30 protein-coding genes are annotated in these 26835 nt (G+C 33.4%); 4 read left to right on the top strand and 26 right to left on the bottom strand.

Annotation, left to right across the window (positions count from 1 at the left end; all coding sequences use genetic code 11):
• Positions 1–752 precede the first annotated feature (752 nt).
• From DWV06_RS09235 to DWV06_RS09215, 4 genes are all read right to left on the bottom strand, one after another.
• Positions 753–1124 carry a hypothetical protein gene (locus tag DWV06_RS09235; RefSeq protein WP_115481894.1) on the bottom strand — a complete coding sequence of 124 codons (372 nt, stop codon included), beginning with the start codon at positions 1122–1124 and terminating at the stop codon, positions 753–755.
• Positions 1125–1554: 430 nt separating this feature from the next.
• On the bottom strand, positions 1555–2433 hold the full coding sequence (locus DWV06_RS09225; RefSeq protein ID WP_115481892.1) for a DUF3658 domain-containing protein: 879 nt from the start codon (positions 2431–2433) through the stop codon (positions 1555–1557).
• 200 nt (positions 2434–2633) lie between these two features.
• A complete protein-coding gene (locus tag DWV06_RS09220) occupies positions 2634–3149 on the bottom strand; it encodes a VanZ family protein (RefSeq protein ID WP_115481891.1) in 516 nt (171 codons plus the stop codon).
• 35 nt (positions 3150–3184) lie between these two features.
• Entirely contained in the window at positions 3185–4009 is an 825-nt protein-coding gene (locus DWV06_RS09215) for an MATE family efflux transporter (RefSeq protein WP_162300613.1), read from the bottom strand.
• A 286-nt stretch (positions 4010–4295) separates the two neighbouring features.
• Here DWV06_RS09215 and DWV06_RS19095 point away from each other — a divergent pair, with 286 nt between their 5' ends.
• The gene (locus DWV06_RS19095; RefSeq protein ID WP_115481889.1) at positions 4296–4454 is read left to right on the top strand and encodes a hypothetical protein; all 159 of its coding nucleotides are present in this window, start codon (positions 4296–4298) and stop codon (positions 4452–4454) included.
• On the top strand, positions 4418–4732 hold the full coding sequence (locus tag DWV06_RS09205) for an IS66 family transposase (protein ID WP_115481888.1): 315 nt from the start codon (positions 4418–4420) through the stop codon (positions 4730–4732). The genes DWV06_RS19095 and DWV06_RS09205 overlap by 37 nt, the downstream gene beginning before the upstream one ends.
• Before the next feature lie 413 nt (positions 4733–5145).
• Here the strand turns inward: DWV06_RS09205 and DWV06_RS09200 are convergent, their stop codons facing one another.
• The 4 genes from DWV06_RS09200 to DWV06_RS09185 form a co-directional block, all read right to left on the bottom strand.
• Entirely contained in the window at positions 5146–5364 is a 219-nt protein-coding gene (locus DWV06_RS09200) for a hypothetical protein (protein WP_115481887.1), read from the bottom strand.
• Between the two features lie 2 nt (positions 5365–5366).
• Complete coding sequence (locus tag DWV06_RS09195) at positions 5367–5597, bottom strand: hypothetical protein (protein WP_115481886.1); 231 nt, start codon at positions 5595–5597, stop codon at positions 5367–5369.
• 16 nt (positions 5598–5613) lie between these two features.
• Complete coding sequence (locus DWV06_RS09190) at positions 5614–6015, bottom strand: GNAT family N-acetyltransferase (RefSeq protein ID WP_331463308.1); 402 nt, start codon at positions 6013–6015, stop codon at positions 5614–5616.
• Positions 6016–6196: 181 nt separating this feature from the next.
• Positions 6197–6763 carry a TetR/AcrR family transcriptional regulator gene (locus tag DWV06_RS09185; RefSeq protein WP_235828931.1) on the bottom strand — a complete coding sequence of 189 codons (567 nt, stop codon included), beginning with the start codon at positions 6761–6763 and terminating at the stop codon, positions 6197–6199.
• A gap of 140 nt (positions 6764–6903) precedes the next feature.
• Between DWV06_RS09185 and DWV06_RS09180 the strand changes: the two genes are divergently transcribed.
• Entirely contained in the window at positions 6904–7416 is a 513-nt protein-coding gene (locus DWV06_RS09180) for an HXXEE domain-containing protein (protein ID WP_115481885.1), read from the top strand.
• Positions 7417–7504: 88 nt separating this feature from the next.
• On the opposite strand, the gene DWV06_RS09175 is transcribed toward DWV06_RS09180, so the two are convergent.
• The 7 genes from DWV06_RS09175 to trxB all read right to left on the bottom strand — a co-directional run bounded on the left by DWV06_RS09175 (position 7505) and on the right by trxB (position 15058).
• Positions 7505–8086 carry a CDP-alcohol phosphatidyltransferase family protein gene (locus DWV06_RS09175; protein WP_115481884.1) on the bottom strand — a complete coding sequence of 194 codons (582 nt, stop codon included), beginning with the start codon at positions 8084–8086 and terminating at the stop codon, positions 7505–7507.
• The gene (locus DWV06_RS09170) at positions 8083–8619 is read right to left on the bottom strand and encodes a flavodoxin family protein (protein ID WP_115481883.1); all 537 of its coding nucleotides are present in this window, start codon (positions 8617–8619) and stop codon (positions 8083–8085) included. Before DWV06_RS09170 ends, DWV06_RS09175 begins: the two co-directional genes overlap by 4 nt.
• A gap of 13 nt (positions 8620–8632) precedes the next feature.
• Positions 8633–9727 carry a hypothetical protein gene (locus DWV06_RS09165; protein WP_115481882.1) on the bottom strand — a complete coding sequence of 365 codons (1095 nt, stop codon included), beginning with the start codon at positions 9725–9727 and terminating at the stop codon, positions 8633–8635.
• A 17-nt stretch (positions 9728–9744) separates the two neighbouring features.
• The gene (locus tag DWV06_RS09160; protein WP_115481881.1) at positions 9745–10182 is read right to left on the bottom strand and encodes a MarR family winged helix-turn-helix transcriptional regulator; all 438 of its coding nucleotides are present in this window, start codon (positions 10180–10182) and stop codon (positions 9745–9747) included.
• 151 nt (positions 10183–10333) lie between these two features.
• Complete coding sequence (locus tag DWV06_RS09155; RefSeq protein WP_115481880.1) at positions 10334–12127, bottom strand: S8 family peptidase; 1794 nt, start codon at positions 12125–12127, stop codon at positions 10334–10336.
• A 130-nt stretch (positions 12128–12257) separates the two neighbouring features.
• The gene (locus tag DWV06_RS09150) at positions 12258–13559 is read right to left on the bottom strand and encodes a DUF4317 domain-containing protein (protein WP_115481879.1); all 1302 of its coding nucleotides are present in this window, start codon (positions 13557–13559) and stop codon (positions 12258–12260) included.
• A gap of 596 nt (positions 13560–14155) precedes the next feature.
• Entirely contained in the window at positions 14156–15058 is a 903-nt protein-coding gene (trxB, locus tag DWV06_RS09145) for a thioredoxin-disulfide reductase (protein ID WP_115481878.1), read from the bottom strand.
• A gap of 90 nt (positions 15059–15148) precedes the next feature.
• Here trxB and DWV06_RS09140 point away from each other — a divergent pair, with 90 nt between their 5' ends.
• On the top strand, positions 15149–15823 hold the full coding sequence (locus DWV06_RS09140; protein ID WP_115481877.1) for a Crp/Fnr family transcriptional regulator: 675 nt from the start codon (positions 15149–15151) through the stop codon (positions 15821–15823).
• A 103-nt stretch (positions 15824–15926) separates the two neighbouring features.
• Here the strand turns inward: DWV06_RS09140 and trxA are convergent, their stop codons facing one another.
• The 11 genes from trxA to DWV06_RS09085 all read right to left on the bottom strand — a co-directional run bounded on the left by trxA (position 15927) and on the right by DWV06_RS09085 (position 26718).
• A complete protein-coding gene (gene trxA / locus DWV06_RS09135) occupies positions 15927–16238 on the bottom strand; it encodes a thioredoxin (RefSeq protein WP_115481876.1) in 312 nt (103 codons plus the stop codon).
• A gap of 91 nt (positions 16239–16329) precedes the next feature.
• On the bottom strand, positions 16330–16911 hold the full coding sequence (locus tag DWV06_RS09130; RefSeq protein WP_115481875.1) for a 4Fe-4S binding protein: 582 nt from the start codon (positions 16909–16911) through the stop codon (positions 16330–16332).
• The gene (locus tag DWV06_RS09125; RefSeq protein ID WP_331463307.1) at positions 16883–17137 is read right to left on the bottom strand and encodes a 4Fe-4S dicluster-binding protein; all 255 of its coding nucleotides are present in this window, start codon (positions 17135–17137) and stop codon (positions 16883–16885) included. Before DWV06_RS09125 ends, DWV06_RS09130 begins: the two co-directional genes overlap by 29 nt.
• A gap of 78 nt (positions 17138–17215) precedes the next feature.
• The gene (locus tag DWV06_RS09120; protein WP_115481874.1) at positions 17216–18043 is read right to left on the bottom strand and encodes an Mrp/NBP35 family ATP-binding protein; all 828 of its coding nucleotides are present in this window, start codon (positions 18041–18043) and stop codon (positions 17216–17218) included.
• A gap of 107 nt (positions 18044–18150) precedes the next feature.
• Positions 18151–20652, bottom strand: coding sequence for an FAD-dependent oxidoreductase (locus DWV06_RS09115; RefSeq protein WP_115481896.1), 2502 nt, complete (start codon positions 20650–20652; stop codon positions 18151–18153).
• A 161-nt stretch (positions 20653–20813) separates the two neighbouring features.
• Positions 20814–21197 (bottom strand): desulfoferrodoxin family protein, encoded by a 384-nt coding sequence (locus tag DWV06_RS09110; RefSeq protein ID WP_115481873.1) that lies wholly within the window; start codon positions 21195–21197, stop codon positions 20814–20816.
• Positions 21198–21329: 132 nt separating this feature from the next.
• A complete protein-coding gene (locus DWV06_RS09105; RefSeq protein WP_115481872.1) occupies positions 21330–23609 on the bottom strand; it encodes a putative bifunctional diguanylate cyclase/phosphodiesterase in 2280 nt (759 codons plus the stop codon).
• Positions 23610–23797: 188 nt separating this feature from the next.
• A complete protein-coding gene (locus DWV06_RS09100) occupies positions 23798–24232 on the bottom strand; it encodes a Fur family transcriptional regulator (RefSeq protein ID WP_115481871.1) in 435 nt (144 codons plus the stop codon).
• A gap of 20 nt (positions 24233–24252) precedes the next feature.
• Positions 24253–25092 carry a metal ABC transporter permease gene (locus tag DWV06_RS09095; RefSeq protein WP_235828930.1) on the bottom strand — a complete coding sequence of 280 codons (840 nt, stop codon included), beginning with the start codon at positions 25090–25092 and terminating at the stop codon, positions 24253–24255.
• A 4-nt stretch (positions 25093–25096) separates the two neighbouring features.
• Positions 25097–25852: a metal ABC transporter ATP-binding protein gene (locus DWV06_RS09090; RefSeq protein ID WP_115481869.1), complete on the bottom strand. Its 756-nt coding sequence runs from the start codon at positions 25850–25852 to the stop codon at positions 25097–25099.
• Entirely contained in the window at positions 25849–26718 is an 870-nt protein-coding gene (locus tag DWV06_RS09085; protein ID WP_235828929.1) for a metal ABC transporter solute-binding protein, Zn/Mn family, read from the bottom strand. Before DWV06_RS09085 ends, DWV06_RS09090 begins: the two co-directional genes overlap by 4 nt.
• Between the last annotated feature and the right edge of the window lie 117 nt (positions 26719–26835).

The following is a 26835-nucleotide window of genomic DNA, read 5'->3' as shown; positions in this document are numbered from 1 at the left end:
GAGATGTTTATAAGTGACGGGATTATATCTGATACGGCCAGTATCATGTTCTGGTATATTGTTCAGATACTTATTTAAATTAATTCCCTCCATGAATTCGTCAAATGTTAAAACCGGATCACAAATATCAAGAAAATCTGAAATAAACATTGGCAAAATGCCCTGTTTTAGTCTAGAATAAGTTGTGGTTTTATTTTTCATATGCAGTTAAATTTTACCACAAAAAGAGGATTTCCAACTCACTAATGTGAATTGAAAATCCTCTTTTTAATTAGGGTGTTTTTTCACAGCCCCTTACTTTGTGTCCGCATGGACATAACTTCATTTTTTGCCTAAACATATTATAACATATGCTTTAAACACTTACAATGTATACCACTTTTTCATAAAAATTATAAATTATATCTCCTATTTTATTAAGTTAATTAACTTAATTGATGGTTATAACTTTTTCTTTTTTATATGTTCATTTATAAAATTATTATTTTATATTCTAATAAAAACTATTCCTGTATTAGATAGGCTACAATAAACCAGACAGTTAAGGTCATATAAAATAAAATCTTATAATCCAGGCATTTTCAAAGGTTCATTTTGACCTAAGTAACATAAATATATTTCATACGGATCGTAACAATAAATTTAAAAATAAACTAATTGATGAAACGCTGAAAACTTTCAGCATTGAACGTTCACTTAGCATGAAAGGTTGTCCGTATAAAGCCAGACTTAAAGTTACTTACATTCTAATTTCATTTCGTAACATTTATTGCAAAATTACCAATAAAATTATTATATGTTACAGAAAGTATATACTCTCCATCTTTATTTATAGATACTTTTCTTGAAGAATTCTTTTTTAATTCAAAACTATCTATAACATTTCCATCTGAATCTTTAAAAGCAGTCCTTAAAGAACCTTTATTGATCGATAGTTTATTACTTAATTTAATTATATCACCTTTCTTTGCATTAAAAGATATTTCCGAATTACTACTTGTTTCATGTATAAGATTTCTTTTCAGATTACCAAGTAAAGAATTTTGCTTTATCTTTACAACAACAATACCTATACATACACAAATACATATGCCAATAATAATTATTGCTCTTTTATTTTTCATAAATATATCCTTTCGTATTCAAATATAAAAATGTTTCAAACATTTTAATCACAAATCTCATGATTAAACATTCTATCGTTTTTTTATTTTAAGTTATAATCTTATCTCAATTTCCAGAACACTCTTTGCCCTCATTTTCCGAAAATATATCATGGGCAACAATTTAATACTAAAATTCAAACTTCCTTGGGGGCGTACCTGATAAATCAGAAACTATCGCAGTACCATGTTCCAAATAGAAAACTTCAAACATCGAGTTATCCGCCGACTTATAGAGCATTTTTATAGGTGGGAACTTCTCCATTATTTTTTCTTTTACTTTTATATCTTTACTAAATTCTACCTTTCCCTCTATCCTATTTGAGTTTTCGTATTTTGTTCGGTGAATCCACACATATACAGAAGTATCTTCTGTTTTTACCCAATAAACTTATTTATCTTCTTTTAGATTCCATTTTAATACCCCAGAATATGGACAATCATCTTTTTGTTCCGCTATTTCAACAAGTTCTCCTGTTCGCACCATTTCTTGAATGCGCAAAAACAGCCAGCGATCACTAACTCCTGGTATCTGATTCAATGTTTTCCCTATGATTCTAGCAACAATAAACTCTTCCTTTGGTATATTTTTACGCAAAATAGAATCGTAAAAATCTTCCGGTACACTTATAATAGTTCCGTTCAATATTGCACGAAGTGGAGCATTCTCTGAAACTAAATCTTTCCATATAGTTGCATATGATTTTTTTTCAATCCTATTTATTGACTTTTCATATTCTAGCATTTTTCCAAATTGTTCTGCCAGAACCTCTCCCGAATTACGATAATAAGTAATTATATTATCTTCTTGAATTTGATGTGGTATAAAGACGACAGAAAGGGGAACATTTGCATCCATCATATAGTGACATATAAAAAGTAAACCACACATTTCGGATGGAGCGCTATCACAAACCCACATTCGGATTGGTTCCATTGCATTCTTGGCATCCTGCAGGCTTTTCATGTTACTTATATTACGCTGCCACAATTCTTCCACTACTCCCGGAAAGTTTCCGAACAAATCATTCAATATTTTTTTTCGAATGTGCCAATCTTTATCCACATTATTCAAAAGACCTATCTCTAATTCTAACATCAATGGTATTATATCTTTTTGACTTCCGGGAATCTGAGGTTTCATAAGTTCAGCCTGCTCTTCCTCCGTTCCACCAAACACTGCTGTACAACATAATTTTTCCCCTTTTTTCATAGTCTTGGCTATTTTTAAAGCACCTGCGGTACTGTCATTAAAAGCTAGCTCTATCATACTTACTTTCCCTCCAATGTCTGCAATTCGCGATTATGTAAATTTTCCTTCTTAAATATTTTTATTTTAGTTACTTATTCTAACTCATTACAATTATATTATTTAATATGATCTGCCAGTACAGTTACGAAATCCGAATTAAATTGATTTTTCATGCTCTTTTTGCTTACAAAAGACATATCAATATCACCAATTCCCATCTATTCTTTTAGTATTTTTAGAATAACCGGCTCTAAAGTAACAAAAAAGAAATATCCAACCAAGCCTCCAAATGTATTCGTAATCAAATCAGTAACATCAAATGCCCTTGCATTCGGGCCTCCGCCCATTGCACTCATTAATTGAGCACATTCAATAATTAAACTGAAAAAAAAAGTCATAATTACTGTTTTTAAAATACCTTTTTTCTTGATAATTGGATACAAGAACCCAAAAGGTATCATCATAATAATATTTAAAAATATTTCCCTGACAGCTCCGTGGTAATTTAACTTTAAGTCTCTAAAAGGAATAAAATTAGCCGTTACCATAAACAAATAATTGCCTATACCAAATGGTATGGTAAATGGCATTAGTGTAACAAACAGAACCATCACGACATAAATATACATAAGTGTATTGATTATCAATACCTTTTTATTTTTTCTACTCCACTTTTTATAAAAATGCAATACATAAACCAATCCTAATAAAATAAAATTAATTAAATAATTCAATTTAATCCTCCCTTGCAATAGACTATTAAATATATTTAATGCCTAAAAAATTTTGAAACAATCGGAATTCGTTTCCTTTCACTATCTGAATAACCGAATTTTAAAACAATAGGAAAATACACTACTACCGCTACACATACAGCAAGTCCAACTGTTAATGCGCCTTTTATTCTTGAATTGTCAATCGCATTATCACCTAAAGCATAGATTACATGATATACAATCCTTGCACACACACCCATAATAGCGGATGCGAAAATAGGAATTACAAATGTTTTTTTCCATTCTTGTCTATAATTTAGAAATTTACAGATAAATCTATAATTCAAAACACAAATAATAATTGCATATAATGATGTGGCAATTAATATGGCATAAATATGTAAGTCCGTACAAATCAAAACTGGAACTAATATAGCTATATGTAAACCTAATGCGATAGCTGCATTTTTCATTGGAATATTAACTTTTCCAATTCCTTGTAACACACCATTAAGTACGGTTGCAATTCCACTAAAAAAGATAAATATTCCTCCGAATTCTAACAAATAAATTGCAGCTATTCCACCAACAACTACCACATATAGCAAAGAACATTTAAAAACTCTATGAGCTGTTCTAAATTGACCCAATGCCGTCTTTTCAGCCATAATTTTTGAAACCGCCATAGGAATACTATAAGAACATACTAAAAGAAGAATGCTATATATATTATATGCTGAAGAATAATAGAAATTTCCCAAATCTCCGATTATATTGGTCAACGGTATTCCGTATAGTACTCCTATTATCCTAACTATAATTCCGCAACCTGTCAAAAACATTGCTTGCTTAACGAAACTATTTCGTTTTCTAGCCATATTATAATTGCCTCCAAATCCTACTTTATTTTTTTCCATATCATAGGCTATACAATTATAATCGAAAAATCTGTTGTAAGCAAATATTTTGTTACATGTTTTATTAAGAATTTAGCAAATTTTCTGTAAGTGCATTAAAAGAAGGCGTTGCCTGTTTGAGGTTGCCAAATGTAGTGTTTGTGGCGGGAAGAACAGCAAGAATAAAACACCTGTATTTGTAAAAGCAGCTGTTCCGGCTCCAGTATTATCTCATTCTATTGCAACTCCATCACTTGCAGCTTCTGTAATGTATCAGAAATTCGTTATGGGACTTCCATTTAACAGACAGGAAAAGAACTGGTTCAGAATAGGACTTGTACTAACCAGGGCCTTGATGCCTTCTGGACGTGGGTTGAAGAAACAGCTGCAATGCACACAACAAATGAACTGCTTACAAAAGCCCTGAACTATTCATTGAACCAGCGAGAACTGCTTGGAACATTTATGAAAGATGGAAGAATTCCTATTTCGAATAATCTTTGCGAAGCAAACATAAAGCCATTTGCAACTGCAAGAAGAGCATGGCTCTTTGCAGATACCCCTAAAGGAGCAACTGCAAATGCAGACTTAAAAGAACACATAAAAAATGCAGAAAAAGATGATATCACCAGATTAGCAGAAAATGCCAGTTTTGTATATTTTCAGTTAGATTCAATAGAATCTAGGGCAAGCAAATATGCATAGTTCAGTAGATTTGATTTTAGAAAGTAAAAATTTATTATTGTGTTTTCAGTTTGTTTTTATGATATAATTGTAATGTTGTCACAACCCAATCCGACAGCGGAAAGGGGGTGTCTGCATGGAAATCATAACTTCATTTTTACTCTCCGTCGCAGCGGGTATAGCCTGCCACTGTATCTGCAAATGGCCAGACGATAGAGAAGATGACAATTAGCCTAAAAACCCCACAGACTGCCTTCTGTGGGGTTTTACTTTGTGTCCGCATGGACATAACTTCATTTTTTGCCTAAACATATTATAACATATGCTTTAAACATTTACAAGTATACCACTTTTTCATAAAAATTATAAAATATAATACAATTTTATTAAGTTAATAATTTAATTTGTAGTTATAATTTTTCTTTTTTATATGTTCAGCAGCCCCATAACCATGCAAGGTCTCTAGCACGGGAACCCGGTCGAAAAAGTAAAAAGTTATTTTTCCCTTTTTCAACTCCTATAGTTATCGACTGATTATCTTGAACTTTCTGATATTCATCATACTTCAAAATTGCCACTTCACAGTCTTTTAAATCATCCTTTAACCCAAGTAAATATATGAAAACTGGCATTTTCTCTTTGTCATAATACAACTTTAATTTTTCTTTATCATCCTCCGAAAATGTAAATAACCACTATAATATTTTTCATTTTTTACTTTAGATTTAGGTGATGCATATTTTAAAAAAATGATACATTCTTGATTTGCTGTATTAGTCAATATCCGATATACCTCAGACATCATATTCATGACAAACTTTAGTTTATATTCATCACCAAACAATCTCATAAAGAATTTATCATCCTGAGCAATGTCTACCTTCACAAATTCTCATTATTCACTATTTTCTCCACCAGATTGTATCCCCACACTTTTCTTCTACAAAACCACATCTTTGTAAAATACGCTGTGAAGCAAAACCATCAGTTTCCGTTTCAGCAATAATATGTAATACATTTTCTTGTTCAATTGCCCAATCACACATTGCCTGAACTACTTCTGTCATATAGCCATTGTGTTCAAACTTTTTTCCTAAACCGTATCCAATTTCCACCTCTTGGGCGGCATTTGGAATATCTTTAAAATCAGCAGAACCCACCACAACTCTGTCCGTTTTTCGAATCAAAAACCAAAACTGGTGCCCGGTTAAAGGATGTAGTAATAATCGTTCTGTTTCTATCATTGTTTTCATCGGATCGTCGATCACGTTATCACTTAAAGCATAGATTACATGATATATCATACTGACACATGTTGGTCAACGGTATTCCGTATAGTACTCCTATTATCCTAACAATAATTCCGCAAACGGTCAAAAACATTGCTTGTTTAACGAAACTAGTTCGTTTTTTAGTCATATTTATAATTGCCTCCAATTCCTACTTAACCTATTTTCATATCATAGGCTATCTATCATGAATAGTCTACTGAAATATTTCTCTAAATTTCAAAAAAAATTCAGTATGCTTTAAAAGAAGTTCATATGCATTATTTTGCAAACACCACTTCATTGTTGTCATGACATGGGACGCATAAAGGCACGCTAAATAGTCTAACATTTCATGGTCATCCGATTCTTTCAGCTTACTTTCCTTACTAAAATTCACTTCTAAATACTCTAGCATATCCTGATATAAATGAATTGTTTCGGTATGGATTTCAAACAGTTGTAATATCACTTCACGCTTTTTAGATAGATTTTGGTACAAATTCTGGAGCGTAGTAATTAGTTTTTCGTCACACTTGCATAGAAATCGATCTTGTACTGAAGCTTTGAACATATCAAAGATTTCACTACACATTTTTTCAGCAAGCTGACATTTATCTGCATAATGCTTGTAAAATGTAGATCTATTTATGAGTGCTCTATCAAGAATGTCCTGAACCGTTATTTTTGTAAAATCCTTCTCCCCCAGAAGTTCAATAAATGAGGACTCAATATTTTTCCTAGTTTTTATTACACGTAAATCATTCTGTCTGATTTCTTTCATCCTTTACCTCCATAACTAAAGTAATAATTTTATTTAAGCAACACTTTGTATATTATTGTTGCTTATCCATACAGTAGTTCAAGCTTTGATGATTGTATTCTTACTTTTAATAATTATACTATATAACAGGAGGTGATGAAATGAATGAATTAAAATGGATTGTTTGGATGTTCCCATTGCTATTTATCATTCACGATATGGAAGAAATAATTACTGCAAAAAACTGGTGTGCAAAAGGATTTAAAAAGCATATTCCTTTACCTTTTACACCTTTTGGTAACACAACGGACACAGCTGGCTTTTCTGTTGCCGTATATGAAGAATTAATATTATGGTGTCTTGCTGCTTTTGTTGGGAACATATTTGGATTTTATGGATTATGGTACGGATTACTTATTATGAATATTGCCCATTTAGTCTTATTACATATGATATTGCTTCCAATATCCTATCGTCACTATGTCCCCGGTGAAATCACCGCATGGATCACAGTAATACCATGTTGTTATGTTCTTAAACTTGCCCAAAATATTCTTCAATACTCGATAATAGAAATTACTCTATGGGTAGGATTTGGATTTCTGTTTGGCTTTATCAACTTGAAAATCTTACATAAAAATATTGAAAAACTAGGAAAACTAATAAAATTCTGACTCTTCCCAAAGCTTAATAATTTCATTCAACATAATATAAAAACCTCCCATCCGATATCTATGTAAAGCATATCAGATGGGAGGAAAATTACACGACGGTAGATGTTCCACCGCTTACAATACTTTTTAATCTGTTTGCAACAGCTGCCACACTCAGCAGAATGCACAATATCGCAGCCCCTGCGGATAACTCCTTTTGAATTTCAGAATTTTCCACTTGCCCTATTAAATAATATACAAACGGAATGCTGTAATAGTAAATAGCTGTAATCCTGCCACAATTATCGAAAACAAACGTTTTTCCTGCTGTTTTTTTCTCTTTTTTCCTGCTGCTGCCTAGAAAAAATACAAATTCAGCAATAATAACAATAAGGACAAATATTGGCATTCTTCTTTGCACTATCAAAATAAGACTTAAAAACACAATATAAAATAAATCTGCAGCCACATCAAACTTCTCACCAAATGCTGTACAGATATTCCACTTTCTGGCCAGCCTTCCATCAAAGAAATCTGTCATATAAACCATTCCCGTAAGCCCAGTAATAAGAAGAATAGACATTCCCTGATTTACTGACTGTTCTGATGATAACATGAGAAATGAAATTCCAAATACCAATAAAACTCTGATCAATGTTAAAACATTAGGTATCCATACTCTTTTTTTCATTGTTCTAAAAACTCTCCTAACACGTTATCAATTTTTTCAGAGTTTACTTTCTTACCATACAGACAATCTGCATTTTTAACGTGTTTCTTCATTTCATCAACTTCTCCTTTATCCTCTTCAGAATTTCCTGTCACAATAATGCAGACCTTTTTCCCCGCAAAATCCTGGCTATCCGCATATTGCTTCAACGGTTCCGAAACCTTACCTGCATAAACTGGCGTCATGAAAATAACAAGATTATATTCATCCAAATGATAAGTCAAATCGGCACGTGGATGATTCATCACTACCGTGTAACCTTTTTTATGTAATGATTCTGCTGCATTCTTTGCTGCCTTACCTGTAAGTCCTCCTCTTGAATCCTGATACAATAGCAATGCTTTATCACTGCCAACTCCTTCAAGCACGTTTTCCTGATTCTTCTGTTCCTTTGAATTTACACCCAGAAAAAGCACTGCCATTGAAGCAACTGCTACTACTACAAGTAAAAATAATATTCCAATCGTTCTAATCACTATTTTTTTAATGTTCATTTTTTTCTCCTGTTCATTTTAATTTGATTCTTTCCCAATGGCAAACAGATTTGCCTGTATGTAAATCTATCGTCTGCTGATATCGGTACGATTTTGGCCATGTACAAAATACGGATCGTTTTTTGAACATCATTTTGGTAATCGGCATTTTCGTTTTTACCGTCCATCCATTACACGGAATCAGTGTTATAGTCACTTTACTCTTTTTTTTCTTCACCTGATATTCTCCTGAAATATAGCCCATACTTTCATCCATTTCCATTTTGAAGTTTCCTGTTATACAGCCATCTTCCATTCTCAATAAATCAGGGAACCAATCTACAAATCGCAATATAAAAACATGCTTTGAATGCTTAAATTTCAAATATTCCATCTTTTTCTGATTATCTGTTGTTTTGTAAGAAGCAATCAGATTTTCATCATATATAAACTGATTTTTGCAACTAATGTTATGTAATATTCGCTCCTGATTTCTTCCGAACTCAATTAATTCACAATCACAACCATATCTGGTAAAATAACGCATTTGACCATCTTTTGGAAATGGTATTGGAAAATCATCCGGCGGTATTTTCTTTCCATTAATTTCGATTTGGATTTTAGTATCTTTTTTTCTGACCAAATCAAATTGGTACATCGCAAATGCAGGAAATATTACTGGATTTTTTGAGGATTCACCTACAGGTGCAATCAGATCAAGCGATCTGCTTGGCCGTTTTCCTCTTTCTTCTACAAGTACTTTTATATTCCGTCCTTTGTAATCATGAAAAGCTAAGGAAATAAAAAGACCTTTTTCTGTCACTATAAAATCGGGATTTTGAAATGCTGTCTTTCGATAATGTTTTAAACCTTTATTGCAAACTTCAAATCTTCCAATTTCTTTTATACACAGACTTTCCTCATCATAAACATCTACATATTGATCCTTTCGATATGCAATCAGTCGAAACCCGTTTCCTTCTTCTTTCGTTTCTAAATACTGCCATTCCAAAGCCACATAGATTTCTTCCGGGTTTTTTTCAAAATTAATCAGCGCAAGTTTTCTAATTGGTGCAATTTCCATAAAAAAGGGCTGTAACACTTCATCTTTTGCTTCTATTTCCTCCATGGCTAATCACCTCTCCATTATACTTTTTCTATATTATCCAACAACTTCATTAATGTTTTTGCTGTTACCGTCAATTCATCCTGAGAAGTTCCTTTAAAGATTTTCATCAGTAACTCATCCCCAAGATTTTCAAACTCTGAAAAATATGAATATGCTTTTTTCGTTAATTTTACGTTATAAGACCTTTTATCTTTTTCTGATTTTTCAATATCCATATATTCTTTTTTAACAAGAATATCTACAATTTTTTTAATATTCTGTCTAGTATAACCCACAAATGCAGCAAGTTCATTTACATTTATTTCCTCCTTATCAAACTGGCTGCTCATGCATAACAAAAGCCACTGCTTTAGTGTCAAATCTCCCATATATTTGTCCAACTTCGTTTGAAAACGATTTGCCAATAACATTATCGTTGCAAATATAAAATGCTCCTCTCTTTCTACCTCTTTCATATCATTTTTCACTCCTTTTCATTTCTCGGCTTATGCAACACGTTGCATACTTCTAAGTATATGCAACTGGTTGCATATTGTCAAGTGTTTTAATTTAAAAGGCAAAAAAAAAAGAACACCCTTTGTTTAAAAAAGTGTCCTTATTGTTTAGTTATAACGGCAGGCTATCTTTCACACAAAGTGCCCCCCAGCCAACGGTAGGATTTGGCCAAATGTTAAATCCATCTAACTGTCTTGCACCTTTTGCAAAATATGCTTTCAGTTTCTCTCCATAAAGATAGGGATCATTTCCACGAACAATTCCCCATTCCATAAGAAGAGCAGCACTCCCTGATACAAAAGGAGTAGCAAACGATGTTCCCGTTTTTGCCTGATAACCGCCTCCGGGAACCGTAGTCATAATACTCACTCCCGGAGCAACCAAATCAGGTTTGTAATATCTGCCGCTATTAATGCTGCCTCTTCCCGAAAATTCAGCATAACGTCCGGTTCTTCCATCATAAGCCCCTACCGAAATCACTTTCTCAGAAGTTGATGGAATCGTTAATGTTGTATATTCAGTAGGCCTCAGGAATTCTGTATTGGGATTTAAGACTCCACTGCTGGGAAGCCATGCATGATATGTTCCATCTACAATTCTTATCGGATAAAATTGTATTTTCCATATACCACTGTCTATAAACTGTTCTATAGGAATAAAATCAATAAAAATTTCTTGTTCTCTGCTATATGGGCTTGGTTCTCCATAATAAATAAGCAGCTGTGTCCCACCTACATAAAACCTTTGTGGTGACATTCTTTGACTGAGGGGGCCTATGCGCTGTCCATTCGGATGAAATAATACAATTTCAAATTCATCAACATAAGATTTCCATATTTGAAGATTTAAAGCCGATTCATAGGGAGCTACACCCAATTCAATTAAACTATAATCCCCACTAATCTGTTGAGGGATTCCCCGTCCAACTACGACTGACGGGACTTTCCCTGAAGTATGTCCTGCTGCGGCTCCTTCATTCCCGGTTCCAATTATTATGGATGATTTCCAATAGTTTGAAATATCAGAAATATAGGTCTCCAAGAGAGAATTGCCTGTATGAGAACCATATGTATTTCCAAAACTAATATTGATTGCTATCGGCTTTCTCAATTCTATTGCCTTTTTAATAACATAGTCAATTCCTTGCATAATCTCAGTTGTTCTGGGAAAATTACCTGCTCTGGGATTTCCTAATTTCACTACCAGAAGTTCACTCTTTGGTGCAACACCTTCATACTTTCCATTGGAAGCTCTTCCATTCCCTGCCGCTATTCCTGCTACAGCTGTTCCATGTGTCGACAAATCTCTTGTTCCTACCAAATCGTAGGCCTCAAATTGTGGCAATTTTAATGCTTCATTTATTTCTTCCCGTGTAAATTCCGTTCCTATCAAATAACCATCCGGCGGATCCCCTTCCATCGTCTGATCCCAAATGGCTATGATACGTGTAGTTCCGTTTGGATTTCGAAAATCCGGATGCATATAATCAATTCCCGAATCTAAAAAGGCAACAATAATACCTTCCCCAAACAAATTAAATCGCTCTGTCTGCACAGAATTAATGCAGGATACTGATTTCCCGAAATCAACTGCAAAAAACAATCGTTTCGGTTTTTCAATAAACTCAACTTCTACTTCTCTTGCAAAAGAATCCAAATATGGTTCAGGTATTGTTACTATTGCATATTCCGTTTGCAAAGGCACAATCTGAATCAGAGGATATTTATCCTTTAAACGTAAGAGATCTCCATTAAATTTCACTATTATATCCCAGGAATTAATATCCTTCAAGTAACCAACATCTAATTCTAACGATTTTTCCCTTTCGGCAGGGGTCGCATCTAAGGCTAGATTAAGCAGATTTTCCATTTTTGCATCTTGAGTGTTAGCATTTTGATTATCCATCTTATCCCTCAACTATATAAACTATTTTTAATAACATATTCGGCAAATGGATATAAGTTGTGTAATTTATTTTTTTCTTACAATTGCTTATTACTTATCCTCAAATAACTGATTTAAATATGTTCAAAAATCAAATATCTTGGGAATTTTCTATCCCATACACATGAAACTGCTCATCATCTTCCATCGGAATAACAATACAATTCTTCCCATCAATAATTTGAGACTTAATTTGATTGACTTTTTCAGGTTTCACTTTAAGAAGAACATCAAAGGCTTCGTTTTGCTTGTCCACAGATTCTGAATCTTGCAAATCATCAACTTCCACATCAATATCATAAAGAGGAGATGAGACATTAACAGCTTTTGTAGCTTCCTCTAATTTCTCCTGTAATATATGTACTTGCTCTACAAGTGTCTTTTCCACTTTCCGTTGCTCGTTTTCAGCCAATACCTTTTTATCTATAAGATGTTCAATTACCGGAAGTTCCTCACTAAAATTTTCCTCATAAGCAGATTCAATTTTACCAACAATTTCCTCTGGCAAATTACTTTCCGTCAAAATTTCTTTAACCGATTCTTTCGTCAGAATCACCGGATCCTCCGATTCCGATAGAGAGGCTTGCTCTTCTGAAATCTGGCTCAAACTCTCCTGGATTTCGCCAAACACTCTACTGGATTTTTCCGAATCATTTACAGCACTTTTTATAATCGATTGAAACGTATTTTTTTGTTCAGCAGCAGTAGACTTTGCAGGACATCCCAATGCCAATTCCATTAACTCTCTATGCGGCTCCTTAGGATTTTTCGCATAAAACATAACCGAATGAATATCCGTACTACGATCAGTAAAAGCCGGAAATACAAAACCAGACTCCGGAGCCCCAACTACCCAGTCTCTATTGCGAGGTCCGATTCTATTTTCCGTTTCCAAATAACCAAGGCCCGGTTTCGATAAAGCCACCGGACAAATGGCAGTCAATAAATATTCATATACCTCTTCCGATTCATCCAATTTAGAATTATCAGACGTTTTCGTCATAACATCATAAGCATCATGAAACACTAAAATAAGATAATTACCTGCAAAATCATAATGATCGATTATAAGCTGATAAAAAGTAGTTAAAAGCTCTTCATTTTTCAATTTACTTTCCCTAAGTCCCAGCAAAAACTGTTGTTTACCACCTGCCTCTTCCTCCTCCAACGGAAAATTCAATTCAAGCAAATTATTTCCCACAGTTCCCGATAAAGTTTTTTTAGCAACATCCAGATACTTATAAAACTCCTCATCTTCCAAATTCAAAAAAGTTTCATTAAAACACAAAACAATTTCCTTATCACCATTCACATAGCATCCACACATTTTAGTAAACGTACAATCCGATTTCTTAAAACGCCCTTTCAGCTCCGACACATCTTTTTTGTTCATAACAAACCTCCATGACAAATTTATATCTTAGTTTTTCATTATAAAACTAAAATTCAAAAAAATCAAAACTTACTTTTCTACTACCAGTTTACTAAATATATTTAAAGAATCTTAGTTCTTTCCCTGGATACTTTTACATAAAGCAAATCCTCAAAGCCCACTTCACTACCAGCAAGTTCCCCATCTGTTTTCTCGCCTACTTGAATGTATTTAGGGAAACTCAGTTCTGGCTATGGATGCTTATACATAAAGCAAAAACCTCGAAGCCCACTTCACTACCAGCAAGTTCCCCATCTGTTTTCTCGCCTACTTGAATGTATTTAGGGAAACTTAGTTCTGGCTATGGATGCTTATACATAAAGCAAAAACCTCAAAGCCCACTTCACTACCAGCAAGTTCCCCATCTGTTTTCTCGCCTACTTGAATGTATTTAGGGAAACTTAGTTCTGGCTATGGATGCTTTTGTCTGGAAATCCCACCTGTTTGAGAGCGAGCTCGAGTTTGGGATTTCCAGACATGTACTTTGCATCCAGAGGCAGAACTTAGATTCCCTTAATACAAGAAACAAAAGAGATAACAGATGGGGAACTTGCCCCTTATCCGATAAACTCACATGCAGCCAACCCCGCCACAGCCCCATCAGCTGCTGCGGTTGCCAGCTGTCTAACAGTTTTCGTTCTGCAGTCACCAGCGGTATAAATCCCCTCTACATTTGTCTTACAATCTTCCTTTGCAATAATATATCCGCCGTTATCCAATTCAATCACATCAGCAAACACTGCATTTTCAGGCATCTGCCCAATGGCAATGAAAAGACCGTTTACATCAATGACTGTCTCTTCCTTCGTTTCTTTATTTCTTACTTTGATTCCAGTCAGATTTTCATCTCCAATCAATTCAACAATGTTGCTGTTTAGAACAAATTCAATATTATCTTTCTGTTTCAAAGATTCAAGCAATTTCTCTTCTCCTCGAAAAGAATCACGTCGATGTACAACATACACTTTATTACAATAAGAAGATAAAAACATCGCATCTTCCAATGCTGTATTACCACCTCCGGCAACTGCAACATCACGGCCTTTAAAAAATGCTCCATCACAAGTAGCACAGTAAGATACCCCGGCACCTATCAACTGTGTTTCCTTTTCCAGCCCCAATGGTCTGTTCTTCGCACCAGTAGCCAGAATAACTGTCTTACATTCATATTCCTTTTTCTCAGTAATAACAATTTTAAATTGATCTTTATTTTGAATTTTTATTACTTTTTCATATTCTAAAACGGTTCCAAGACTGATTGCCTGATCATATAAATTCATTGCAAATTCATAACCTGAAATATGTTTGATTCCAGGATAATTCTCCACTTCTGGTGAATTAACAATCTGGCCTCCGTAAGTATTGGCCTCTAAAACCAAAACCTTCTTTCCCGCCCGTACAGCATAAATCGCTGCCGACAGCCCGGCTGTACCAGCTCCAACTATTATTATATCATACATAAAATTACCTCCTGATCAACTGTTAATAACTTGCTTTTTTCAACATATAATTGTATCATATAAATACATAAAAGCGAAAGGAGTATTCCCATGATCAATCAAAATGATATTGAAATTGTCAGCAAAACCTTAACTTTTTGGGATAAACTTTCTACGGCTCAAAAAGAACTTATCAAAAAAAATGCAAATTTATTTCATTATAAAAAAGGAGCTCTCCTGCACGGTGGTGAAAATGACTGTATCGGTGTTTTAATCATTAAGACCGGTACCATCCGCACCTATATCCTTTCTGACGAAGGACGTGAAGTTACTCTTTTTCGATTAGACAGCAATGATGTCTGCATACTGTCTGCTTCTTGTATCTTGCAGACAATTACTTTTGATGTACAAGTAGAAGCGGAAACCGACTGTGATATTATACAAATTAATTCTAACACTTTTTCAAAAATCACTTCCGAAAATATATATGCAGAAAATTATTCTTATCAATTGACAACAGAACGCTTTTCTGATGTTATGTGGGCAATGCAGCAAATATTATTTACAAGTTTTGATAAACGTTTGGCTGCTTTTTTACTGGATGAGTCTACAAAAAATGACTCTGATACAATAAAAATGACACATGAACAAATTGCTAAATATATGGGAAGCGCCAGAGAAGTCGTTTCCAGGATGTTAAAGTATTTTTCCAATGAAGGATGCGTTTCTTTATCCCGTGGGGGGATACATATTATTGATAAGAAAAAGCTGCGTTCATTCATTTAACATTTTAAATACTTGACTCAAGGTGTATATAAATAAATGACTGGGGGCAGTTATACAATCCCAGTCATCTTTTGATACAATACTCTATCTATCATTAATCAATTTATAAACTTAACATTTCTAAAATAGCTGCTCTTGATTTTACTCCTACAGAATTTGTCAGAACTTTTCCATCCCGCATAACTACTAATGTCGGTATAGACATCACATTAAACTGTTGTGCCAGCTCAGGTTCTTCATCAACATTTATTTTGCAGAACTTTGCATTTGACACTTCATTTGAAAGTTCCTCTACTGTTGGTGAAAGCATTTGACACGGCCCACACCATGCTGCCCAAAAATCAAGAAGAACCGGTTTGTCTGCTTGCATGACTTCTTTTTCAAAATTTTCGTTTGTTACTTTAACTGCTGCCATATAAAACACTCCTTTTTATTTAACTATCAATGTATATAATTTTATTATATCCAATTTTAAGAACTTTTCTGTGAGTAAGTCACATATTTATTTAATTTTTATGTTTTATTTTGCAAACTGCCTGAGTCATAGTACCCATAGGACAATACACACACCATGAACGTGGTCTGAATAGAACCATCGTTACCATTCCAAGCAATGTTGACGTAAGCATTAAACTATAAAAACCAAAAGCGAATTGTGCCACTCCCGGGATTACCCTGGTTCCCTGATAAGCCCAGTTCCAAGGTAGTTTAATCGTCCACATTAATGTGACTACTTCATTCAAACTTCTTAACTCTGAAAATACCAAATAAGTAGAAAACAGCATATTTCCAAACATAATAAGGAAAAATGTTAAGAACCCATAGCGGAACCAATTACTTCTAAGGAATGCCGGAATATTCCTTTGTCTGGAAAGTTTTAATTTATTTCCCAAAAGAGCAAAGAGCTGCCCCCTTCCGCAATAATGATTACAATATCCTTTATTTCCTTTCCATATTGAAATTAACAATGGAACCACAAAACAAATTAAACCCAGCCACGCAAAAAGAATATTAAAAAATCCTAAGAGCAAATAGAGCAATGACATAATCCACAAATAATCATACCACTTTTTTTGTTTGCTTTTCATAACTTATATCCTCCTTATGCATCACTTCATCCACAATTTCAATAACAGAAGCAGGACAACTTTTTAGACACTTTCCACATCCTATACATTGATTTCTATTCACTTCTGCATGAATTCCTTTAGGAACTGTAATTGCTGCCAAAGGACATATTTTTATACAACTCCCGCAAGCTACACATTCTTTTTTATCGATGCTCGCGTATCTTTTTCTTTTTTGTATTGACACAATATTACCTCCTTTTATTACATTACGGTTACATTGTATCAATACTTAGATATTTATTCTGTGATTAAATCACTAATTTTATAGTTTTTCGATTTTATTTAAAATCAATTCTAACCATTTTTCCTCTACTGTTTCTATCTTTCCATTATCACACGCCTGTGCCATACTCGGTTCTATAGGGATTTTAGCAAAAGCTTCTACATTATGTTTCTGAGCCATTTCTTCAATTTTACTTTCCCCAAATATTGAATATTCTCTATCACAATCCGGACATTTAAAATAACTCATATTCTCAACGAAACCTATTACAGGCACATTCATCATTCCTGCCATATTTACAGCTTTTTCTACTATCATAGAAACCAATTCCTGTGGAGATGTTACAACAACAATTCCCGACAATGGCAATGACTGAAATACTGTAAGCGGTACATCACCCGTTCCCGGAGGCATATCAACAAACATATAATCTACGTCCTCCCAGATCACTTCTGCCCAAAATTGTCTTACAATATCTGCTATGATCGGACCTCTCCAGATCGCCGGATCCGTCTCATTCTCAACAATTAAATTTAAAGACATAATATCAATTCCCAATTGGGATTTTACAGGTAACAACCTATTATTCATACCCATAGCTTTTTCTTTTATTCCAAATGCTTTTGGGATTGAAGGCCCTGTTATATCTGCATCTAAAATAGCAGTATGATATCCTCGTTTACATATTCCTGCTGCCAGTAAGGACGTCACAAGTGATTTTCCAACTCCACCTTTTCCGCTAACAATACCGATTACTTTTTTCACATTACTTAACTCATTCGTTTCTACCAAAAATGATTGCTTTTTGTCTCTTTCATCACAATTTTCTGAACAAGTAGAACACTGCTGCTTACAATTTTCACTCATATCTTCACCTTCCTATTTTAATCATAGTTTTGAACATAAACATGTTTTTTATTATAGGATTTTTTCATCATAAGTCAACAGGATTCTACTTTTTTAACTCACTTTAGTTAAATAAATAAATTAACATTTGAATCTTCCGCATCTGAGAGATATGATGCAACCCCCGCATAGTCTATTCCATCAATCAATTCATCTTTTTGTATTCCCATAACATCCATAGACATTGTACATGCAACAAGCTTAACTCCATTTGCCATCGCTTGTTTCATCAATGCTTCTAATGAATCTATATTTTTATTCTGCATAACCCTTTTCATCATCTTGGTTCCCATGCCTGCCATATGCATTTTAGATAGTTTTAACCTTGCTGTTCCTCTTGGCATCATCATTCCAAACATTTTATCCATAAAAGATTTTTTCAATGAAACTCTTTCTGTTTTTCTAAGTGCATTAAGCCCCCAGAAGGTAAAGAACATTGTTACCGGTCTACCCATGGAAGCAGCTCCATTTGCGATAATGAAAGAAGCCAATACTTTATCCAAATCTCCACTAAAAACAATGATAGTCTTTCCCTGTGGTAATTCTACTTCTTTTACTAAATCACATTTTGCAGCTCCTTTTTTAATATAAACAATATTTTCTTTATCCTTTTTTTCTATTTGCATTAAAGTATTCCCTGTCCTTTTACACCATGAATCAATATCTCTCGCAAACCCCATATCGGTAGAGCAGACCTGAAGGATTTCATCCTGCTGCATATCGCGCATAGTTTCATTCACTTTCATGATTGGACCAGGACATTGCAGCCCGCAGCAATCTAATATTTTTGTTTCTCTATTTGCCTTTGCAGCATCAAATGGTGATAAATCCATATCATTATTTTCCTCCTGACATTCTTTTTCCTTATTTTGTTCTGAATCACTGACAGCATCATTGTGATGCATTGATTTATAAAAACTGGTTCCTCCGGATAATACTGCTACATTTTTAAATCCATTTTGCATTAATGTTCTTGCTGCATTATAGGAACGTACTCCAATTGCACAATAAACTATAATAAATGCATCCCTATCTAATTCATCCATTCGTTCATTTAATTGTCCTAATGGAATATGATAAGATTTTGGCATTGCATATACCATTCTTTCAATATCTTCTGTAACATCTAAAATAGTAAATTGATTCTCTTTCGTTTCATTGTTCAGTAATTCATCTACTTCATCCCATTCAACAAATGATACCAGTCCATTTATTATATTTTCCGCAACAAATCCCAGCATATTGACAGGATCTTTTGCAGATGAGAAAGGAGGAGCATAAGCCAATTCCAATTCTTCTAAATCGAATACCGAACCATTAAGCCTTATCGTAGTAGCTAAAGTATCAATTCTTTTGTCTACTCCTTCCTGACCGACTATTTGTCCGCCAAGTATCTTTCCGTTTTTTTCAAAAATCATTTTTAATGTAATCGGTGTGGCTCCTGGATAATAACCGGCATGTGACTTTTGAGTAATAAGTACTGTTTCATAATCCTTATTTTTTTCTTTTCCCATAGCTTTGAGAGTTTTCTCATTAATACCGACTGAAGCTGCATCCAAATCAAATACTTTGGCTATGGAGGCACCAAGAGAACCTTCATAAGTCTTTTCATCTCCTGCAATATTATCTGCAACAATCCGTCCTTGTTTATTCGCTGGTCCTGCTAAAGGAATCATTGTCTTATTCTTGGTTATATAATTGTCTACCTCGATTACATCACCGACTGCATAAATATTTGAATTTGAGGTTTTAAGGTATTTATCTACAACAACTCCACCTCTTTCGTTTAATTCTAAGCCCGCATCTTTAGCCAACGCACTATTTGGCTTTATACCGATAGATAAAATAACCATATCTACTTTAACTTTTTTTCCACTATTAAGAAGGATTTCCGTCATTCCGTTCACTGTCATGAAGGATTTTACACCATCGCTTAATATCAGATTAATCTGATTCATTCTCATATTTTCATGAAGCAACTGTGCCATTTCAAAATCCAGCGGATTCATGACTTGATCCTGCATCTCAATTAAACTTACGTCTATTCCTTCTCCATGAAGATTCTCAGCCATTTCAAGCCCTATAAATCCGCCTCCGATAATGGCTGCACTTTTCGGCTTTCTTTCTTTTATATACTCTTTTATTTTATCTGTATCAGGCACTGTCCATATGGTAAAAATATTTTCACTATCAATTCCCGGTATTGGCGGTTTTATTGGAGTAGAGCCTGTTGCTATGATTAGATTGTCATAACTTTCATGATATTCATCTCCTGTTTTAACATCTTTCACCGTCACTTGTTTTTCTTCAGGGTCGATCTTAATTACTTCATTATTAATTCTAACATCAATATCATATTTTCTTTTCATAGCCATAGGTGTCTGCAATAACAGAGCATCTCTACTTTTGATAACATCTCCAATATAATAAGGGAGTCCGCAATTAGCATAAGATATGTAATCACCCCTTTCAAGCAATACAATTTCCATAGATGCATCTCTTCTTCGTAAACGTGCAGCTGCTGTTGCACCACCAGCTACACCTCCAATAATAACTGTTTTTTTATTCATAAAATCTACTCCTTTTTTTATTATAATTAATCGGATATTCTTAATCCGCTTTACATTTGTACTATTCGATACTATATTATAAATCAATTTATTATCTCCTTCTGTAACTAAGTTACAGAAAAAAAGGACATCACTATTAGTGATGTCCGATACATTATTTCTTATTCAACTTCATTTTTCCACAGCCCATGTATATTACAATAAGCATATACTGCAACAGGTTTATCATCTGCCAGACAAAACTCTGCCTTAGGTTCATCACCCGGATTCAGATCTTTTCTTTGTCCACCTTTTTCTGTTTGAAGATAAATCCACTGAATATAATGCTCGTTTAACATTGGATGTTCTACTTCTCCAACAACAACTGTTACTTTAGAATCATCAACAGTCACTACCGGTATATGCTTTTCAGTACTAGCTTCTACTACATTTGCTTTTAGTTCCTGCATTGGTTCCCCACAACAAATAATTGGTACATTTGAATCATGAATCACACTTACTAAATTCCCACAATGTCTGCATAAATAAAATTTCTGTTCTTTCATAGCTTATACCTCCAATTTTTATTCGTCTAAGTAAAAAGTGCCTAAGCCAATTTCCTGTCGACTTAAAAACATTATAAATAATATTATTGGAATAATCAATAATGAATTTATTTATCAATAAGATTTTTACCACTATATCCATCGTTCTATAGCCTCTTCAGGCGGCATAGGCTTAGCAAAATAATACCCTTGAATTTCATCACAATCTAACTGCCGCAGACATTCTAATTGTTCTTTGGTTTCAACACCTTCGGCTATTACTTTTATCCCCTTCACCCTAGCTATACTAATCGCAGTTTTTACAATCGTATAATCATAAATATCCTGGTCTATACGATCTATCAACTGTTTCGCAATTTTAATTCTATCCACAGGAAGATTCTTCAAATAATAAAGAGATGAATATCCGGTACCAAAATCGTCGACGGCTATAGAAGTTCCCATTTGCTGTAATTTCTGCAGCATTTCTTTCATCTCTGCACTCTCTTCCAATTGAACACTCTCAATAATTTCTATTTCTACTCTATCCGGTGATATATTATTTTTTTCTAATATTTCTTGAAAACGAGTTATGAAATTTCTTTCATTTAACTGCTTAACAGAAACATTAATAGCAACCCTTGGTTTCCTTTTACTTACAGTATCCCATTTTGTTAACTGTTTTATTGCTTTTTGTATCACCCAATAACCAATTGGTATAATAAATCCTGTTTCTTCAGCAATAGGAATAAATTGTCCCGGAGGTATGAATTCACCCTCTTGTGTTTTCCAACGGATTAACGCTTCAAACCCAATTATTGATTCATCTTTTAAAGATATTTGTGGTTGATAATATAGAAAGAAATCTTTATCAAATTGTACCTTCTTAAGCATTATTTCTATTCTGTTTTTATAGGAAACCAATTCTACCAAATTCTTATCAAATATCATGATTTTATTGAAACCATCACTCCTTGCCTGCGCCATTGCAATATCAGCATGTTTAATCAGATCATCTCTAGTCTGAGCATCTGTAGGATACGCGGCTATCCCTATATTAACAGTAATACGGAGAGCAAAATCATCCACCTGATAAATATCACTGCATAAATTAATGATTCTTTGCGCAATTTCAACCCCTTTATCATAGGTATAATCTCCTTTCATGGAAAAAACAAAGACATCTTCCCCATAAGAAGCCAATATATCCTCGGGACCAAGTTCATACTTACTTAACTTTTTTCCTATTTCCAATAAAGCTTTTTCACCTATATAATTACCGAACATAGTTTTAATCATTTTATAACGATTTACATCAATATAAAAAAGCAGTATACTCTCATTTTTATCAAGCTCAGTAATTAAGCGGTCTAACTGCTCTAAAAAAAATCTTCTACTATATAATCCAGTTATAAAATCTTTGTTCAAGAGATTATTTAATTCTTCCGTTCTTTCTTCTACTTTTTTCTCCAATTGTAAATTCAACTCAATTTCTTTTTGAAAAATCTCATCTCTATAAACATTTTTTTGAATATAATTCGTAAGTAAAAAATAAAACATGATTGTAGAAATCATAATTAATAAGTATTGCCATTGTATCCCTTTGAAAAGTAGTAAAATCACAGGTGCAATAATCAATAATATTCCGTTTTCCCTTCTACCAGCATTTGTATATTCTAAATTATCAGTCATTCCCTTTCTCCAATTTCTTGCAGAAGCACCAAGAGCCATAAGAGCAAAAGAAACCACATATGAACCATCTAAAAGAGTATTAGCACTATAAGAAGTATAAAAATATTTATAATAATAAATAATGTCAGTAATTAAAAATACAAAAACACCTGTCAAAGAAATTTTTAAAGATAACGGAATTTTCCCTTTCCTAATCGTAAAAATCCAAACGGTTGCCCATGTAAATATTAAAATATTTACAATAACAGTTCCCATAGATATCCAGTCATTTTTTAATATTACAATATTTTTCATATTTTGATTCAAAAAAATAACCCAGGCTAAAATGGCAGTACATAAGGATATTGCTGCGGTATCTACGACTACCTGTACACGATTCCAGTTTTTTAATTCATAATAACCAGCTATTACTAATGCTAATAACAAAAATACATTTGTGATACAATAACCATATGATATGAAAAATACTTCATTAGGATCAATCCCAAAAACGAAATCAGCCACTGCCCACATAACATCACATAAACCCCAATTAAGCAAACATAATGTTAAAAAAAATCCGGCTCTTTTTAAAGTCAAATTATTTTCTTTTAAAAAATAGCCATTAAAAACATAATAGGCGGATATAAATGTAACGATCGGAGAAAATATATTACCATATAAATTGGATTCATAAAAAACAGAAATAAAATAGAATAGATATAATGTTCCAATTAAAATAAATTTAACTACTCTTCTCATATCCCCACCTCTTTTACTATAGAATAGATTTATATAAATTCCCAATATTTACAAACAATTACGCTTTGAATATCTGTATTATATAACTATTATAAACTTTAAACAAGTAAATTTAAAAAATTATCTACATTTCTAACTCAAAAAAGCAAGACACTTTTATTTTTTACAAAAGTAGTCTTGCTTTTTTCCTATTTTTTATTTATCTGGCATTGCATACAATGTCCATATAAATATAATCGATGTCCTTCTATTTTAAAATTTGTTTCATTTTCTAAAAACTTTTCATATGGTGCTAGAGGACATTTTTTAATTGTTATAATCTTTTTGCAATCAAGACAAATTAAATAATGTTTATGTTCCATACTGTTATACTCAAATAGCATTCTATCATTATTTAGAAAATTTAGTTTGTTTACCATTCCTTTTTCATATAAAGTGTCAAGAGTCCTATATACCGTTGATATATTCAATGCTATCTTTTTTCCTTTTATCCTATTATAAATTTCTTCTGCAGTCATCGGCTGTTCGTTTTTTACTAGAACATCTATGATTGCTTTTCGATTTTTAGTAGATTTTAATCCATTTTCTCTTAAAGATTTTTCATAGTCGTTCTTCACTTGCATACGGAAACCTCCTAAGTTTCTCAAGTACTTTTCACTGTAACTCTTTTTTGTTTGAACTTATTATAAATTAAACGTACACCATAGGCTAGAAAATAACACAAGACCATAAGTACTACGATAGATGCGCCAGAAGCAATATTTAAAACATAAGAAATCCATAATCCTATAATACATAATACTGTTCCGGATATGACTGCTATTATCATTCTGTTCTTCAACTTTGAAGATAACATCCCTGCTATGGCTGCTGGTGCTGTTAATAATGCTAGTACCATAATAATCCCAGCCACTCTAATCAAAACTACTATTGTCATAGCAATTAAAATTAATAATAGATACTCTAAAAAGGTAGTTTTAATTCCAATAATCATCGCAAATTCTTCATCAAATAAATATGCTTTCCAATAATTAAACAGTATCATTACAATTAATACAACTAGCACTGACAAAATAATCATCAGCAGCAGATCAGCTTTTGTTACTGATAATATATTTCCAAATAAATATGAATTCATATCAGGAGGGTAACCTGGCATAAGAGCGATAAAAATAATTCCCAATGCCATTCCTAAAGACCAGAATAAACCTATGGTTACATCTGACTGAAGACTACCTTTTCTTTTTATAAATCCTATTCCCAATGCTGCTGCTATAGAAAAGAGAAATGCTCCAATAATAGGCTCGAATCCGCAAAGATATCCCATTCCTACTCCTCCATATGCAGTATGTGCAATTCCACCGCTCATCATCACTAATTTCTTCTCAACAACAATGACTCCAATGATACCACATACAACACTAGCTAAAATACTAGCTAATAATGCGTTTTGAAGAAATTGATATTCAAATATTACATTCACTAAATTACCTCCTATGTTGTTTCAATACTCTATGAGGCACACCATGAGCAATTAAATCCACCGGGCAGCCATATAATTTATTTACAATATTCTCATTTAACTCAAGTTCTCCATGGTATGTCAAATCACCATTCAGACATGCCAGGCTTCGGACATTCGACGAAATAGCCATCATATCATGAGTAACCAAAATAATTGTCATTTCTTTATTCAATTCACCCAATAGTTCATAAATCTGATCTCTGGACTTTGCGTCCACGCTGGCTGTCGGTTCATCTAAAAGTAGTAATTTGGGTTGTACTGCCAAAGCCCTTGCTATCAAAAGTTTCTGAAACTCCCCACCGGATAATTCAGAAATCTGCCGATTCGCCAGCTTTGCAATACCGACCCTATTTAATTGTTCATATGCCAATTCTCTATCTTTTGAAGAATATTTATGAAATAATGATATTTTTTTCCTAATGCATCCAGTCAAGACTACTTCAAATACAGAAATCGGAAAACGTTTATCCATTGTCGCAAACTGCGGAACATAACCTATAATGGATCGATTTTCTTTTATATCTTTATTATAAACAAGAATCCTGCCTGTTGTAGTTGGTATAAGACCTAACACAGCCTTCAGCAGAGTTGACTTTCCGCCTCCGTTCGGACCCATGATTCCCAGAAATTCTCCCTCCTCAACTTCCATGGAAACATTCTCCAAAGCTTTTGTTTGTCCATAATATACTGATAAATTTTCTATCTTTACTGCTTTCATTTCAGAACCTCTGCCATTGTTTTTACCATATTTCTAAGATTATTTATGTAATCTTCTGATAAAGGATTAAGCTGAATCGTCTTGCCTCCGACTTCTTCTGCGAATGCTTTAGACTGACTGCTGTCAATTTCTTTTTGATAAAATATTGCCTTAATATTTTCTTTCTTCGCTAAATCAATCATATCCTGCAAATGTGCAGGAGTTGCTTCTTTTCCTTCCTGCTCTAATGCAAACATCTCTAATCCATAATCCTCTGCCAGATAACCAAACGCAGGATGATAAACAATAAACTTTTTATTCTTAAAACCTTTCAGCGTCTCCTTAAACTCTTGATCCAACTGATCTAACTGCTGTATATAATTCTTTGCATTTTTTTCATATATATCTTTGTTAGCAGGATCCAGTTCACTCATTTCACGTGCTATGACATCAACCATGACTTTCACTCTTTTTGGTGATAACCATATATGAGGGTCTCTTTCACCTGAAGCGAACTTTCTGTCATCATATACAGATGCTACTTCTTCCTGCAGAGAAACCATTTTCACCCCATCCGCTTTTGGAAGAATACTTGCTTCTTCTGTTGCTACGCCAATTGTAAAATAAAGAGAAGATTGATGAAATTTTTCTATTTCTTCAGGTGACATTTCAAAACTAACAGGGCTGCTTCCCGGTGGAACCAAAGTAACTACATCAACCAAATCTTTGCATACTGCTTCAACAAAAGTTTTTTCCGGTACAATAGAAACTGCTACTGTCAACTTTTTCGTTTTTGAATCTACTTTTTCTGTCTTACCACATCCAATAAATACTGTCATACTCATTAAAACACCTAATAAAAACAAAATCACCTTTTTCGTTCTCATTCTAATTCCTCCTATTTTCTTTTAATAGCAATATAATTGCAAATGCAATTGGCTTGCATTTGCAATTATATTGCTATTATATTCATATGTCAATACTTACCAGCATTTTTTATTTAC

The organism is Anaerosacchariphilus polymeriproducens (genome assembly GCF_003363435.1).
Lineage (GTDB): Bacteria > Bacillota > Clostridia > Lachnospirales > Lachnospiraceae > Anaerosacchariphilus > Anaerosacchariphilus polymeriproducens.
Note: the sequence above shows the minus strand (reverse complement) of the source record. Positions and strands in the feature narration are given on the sequence as shown.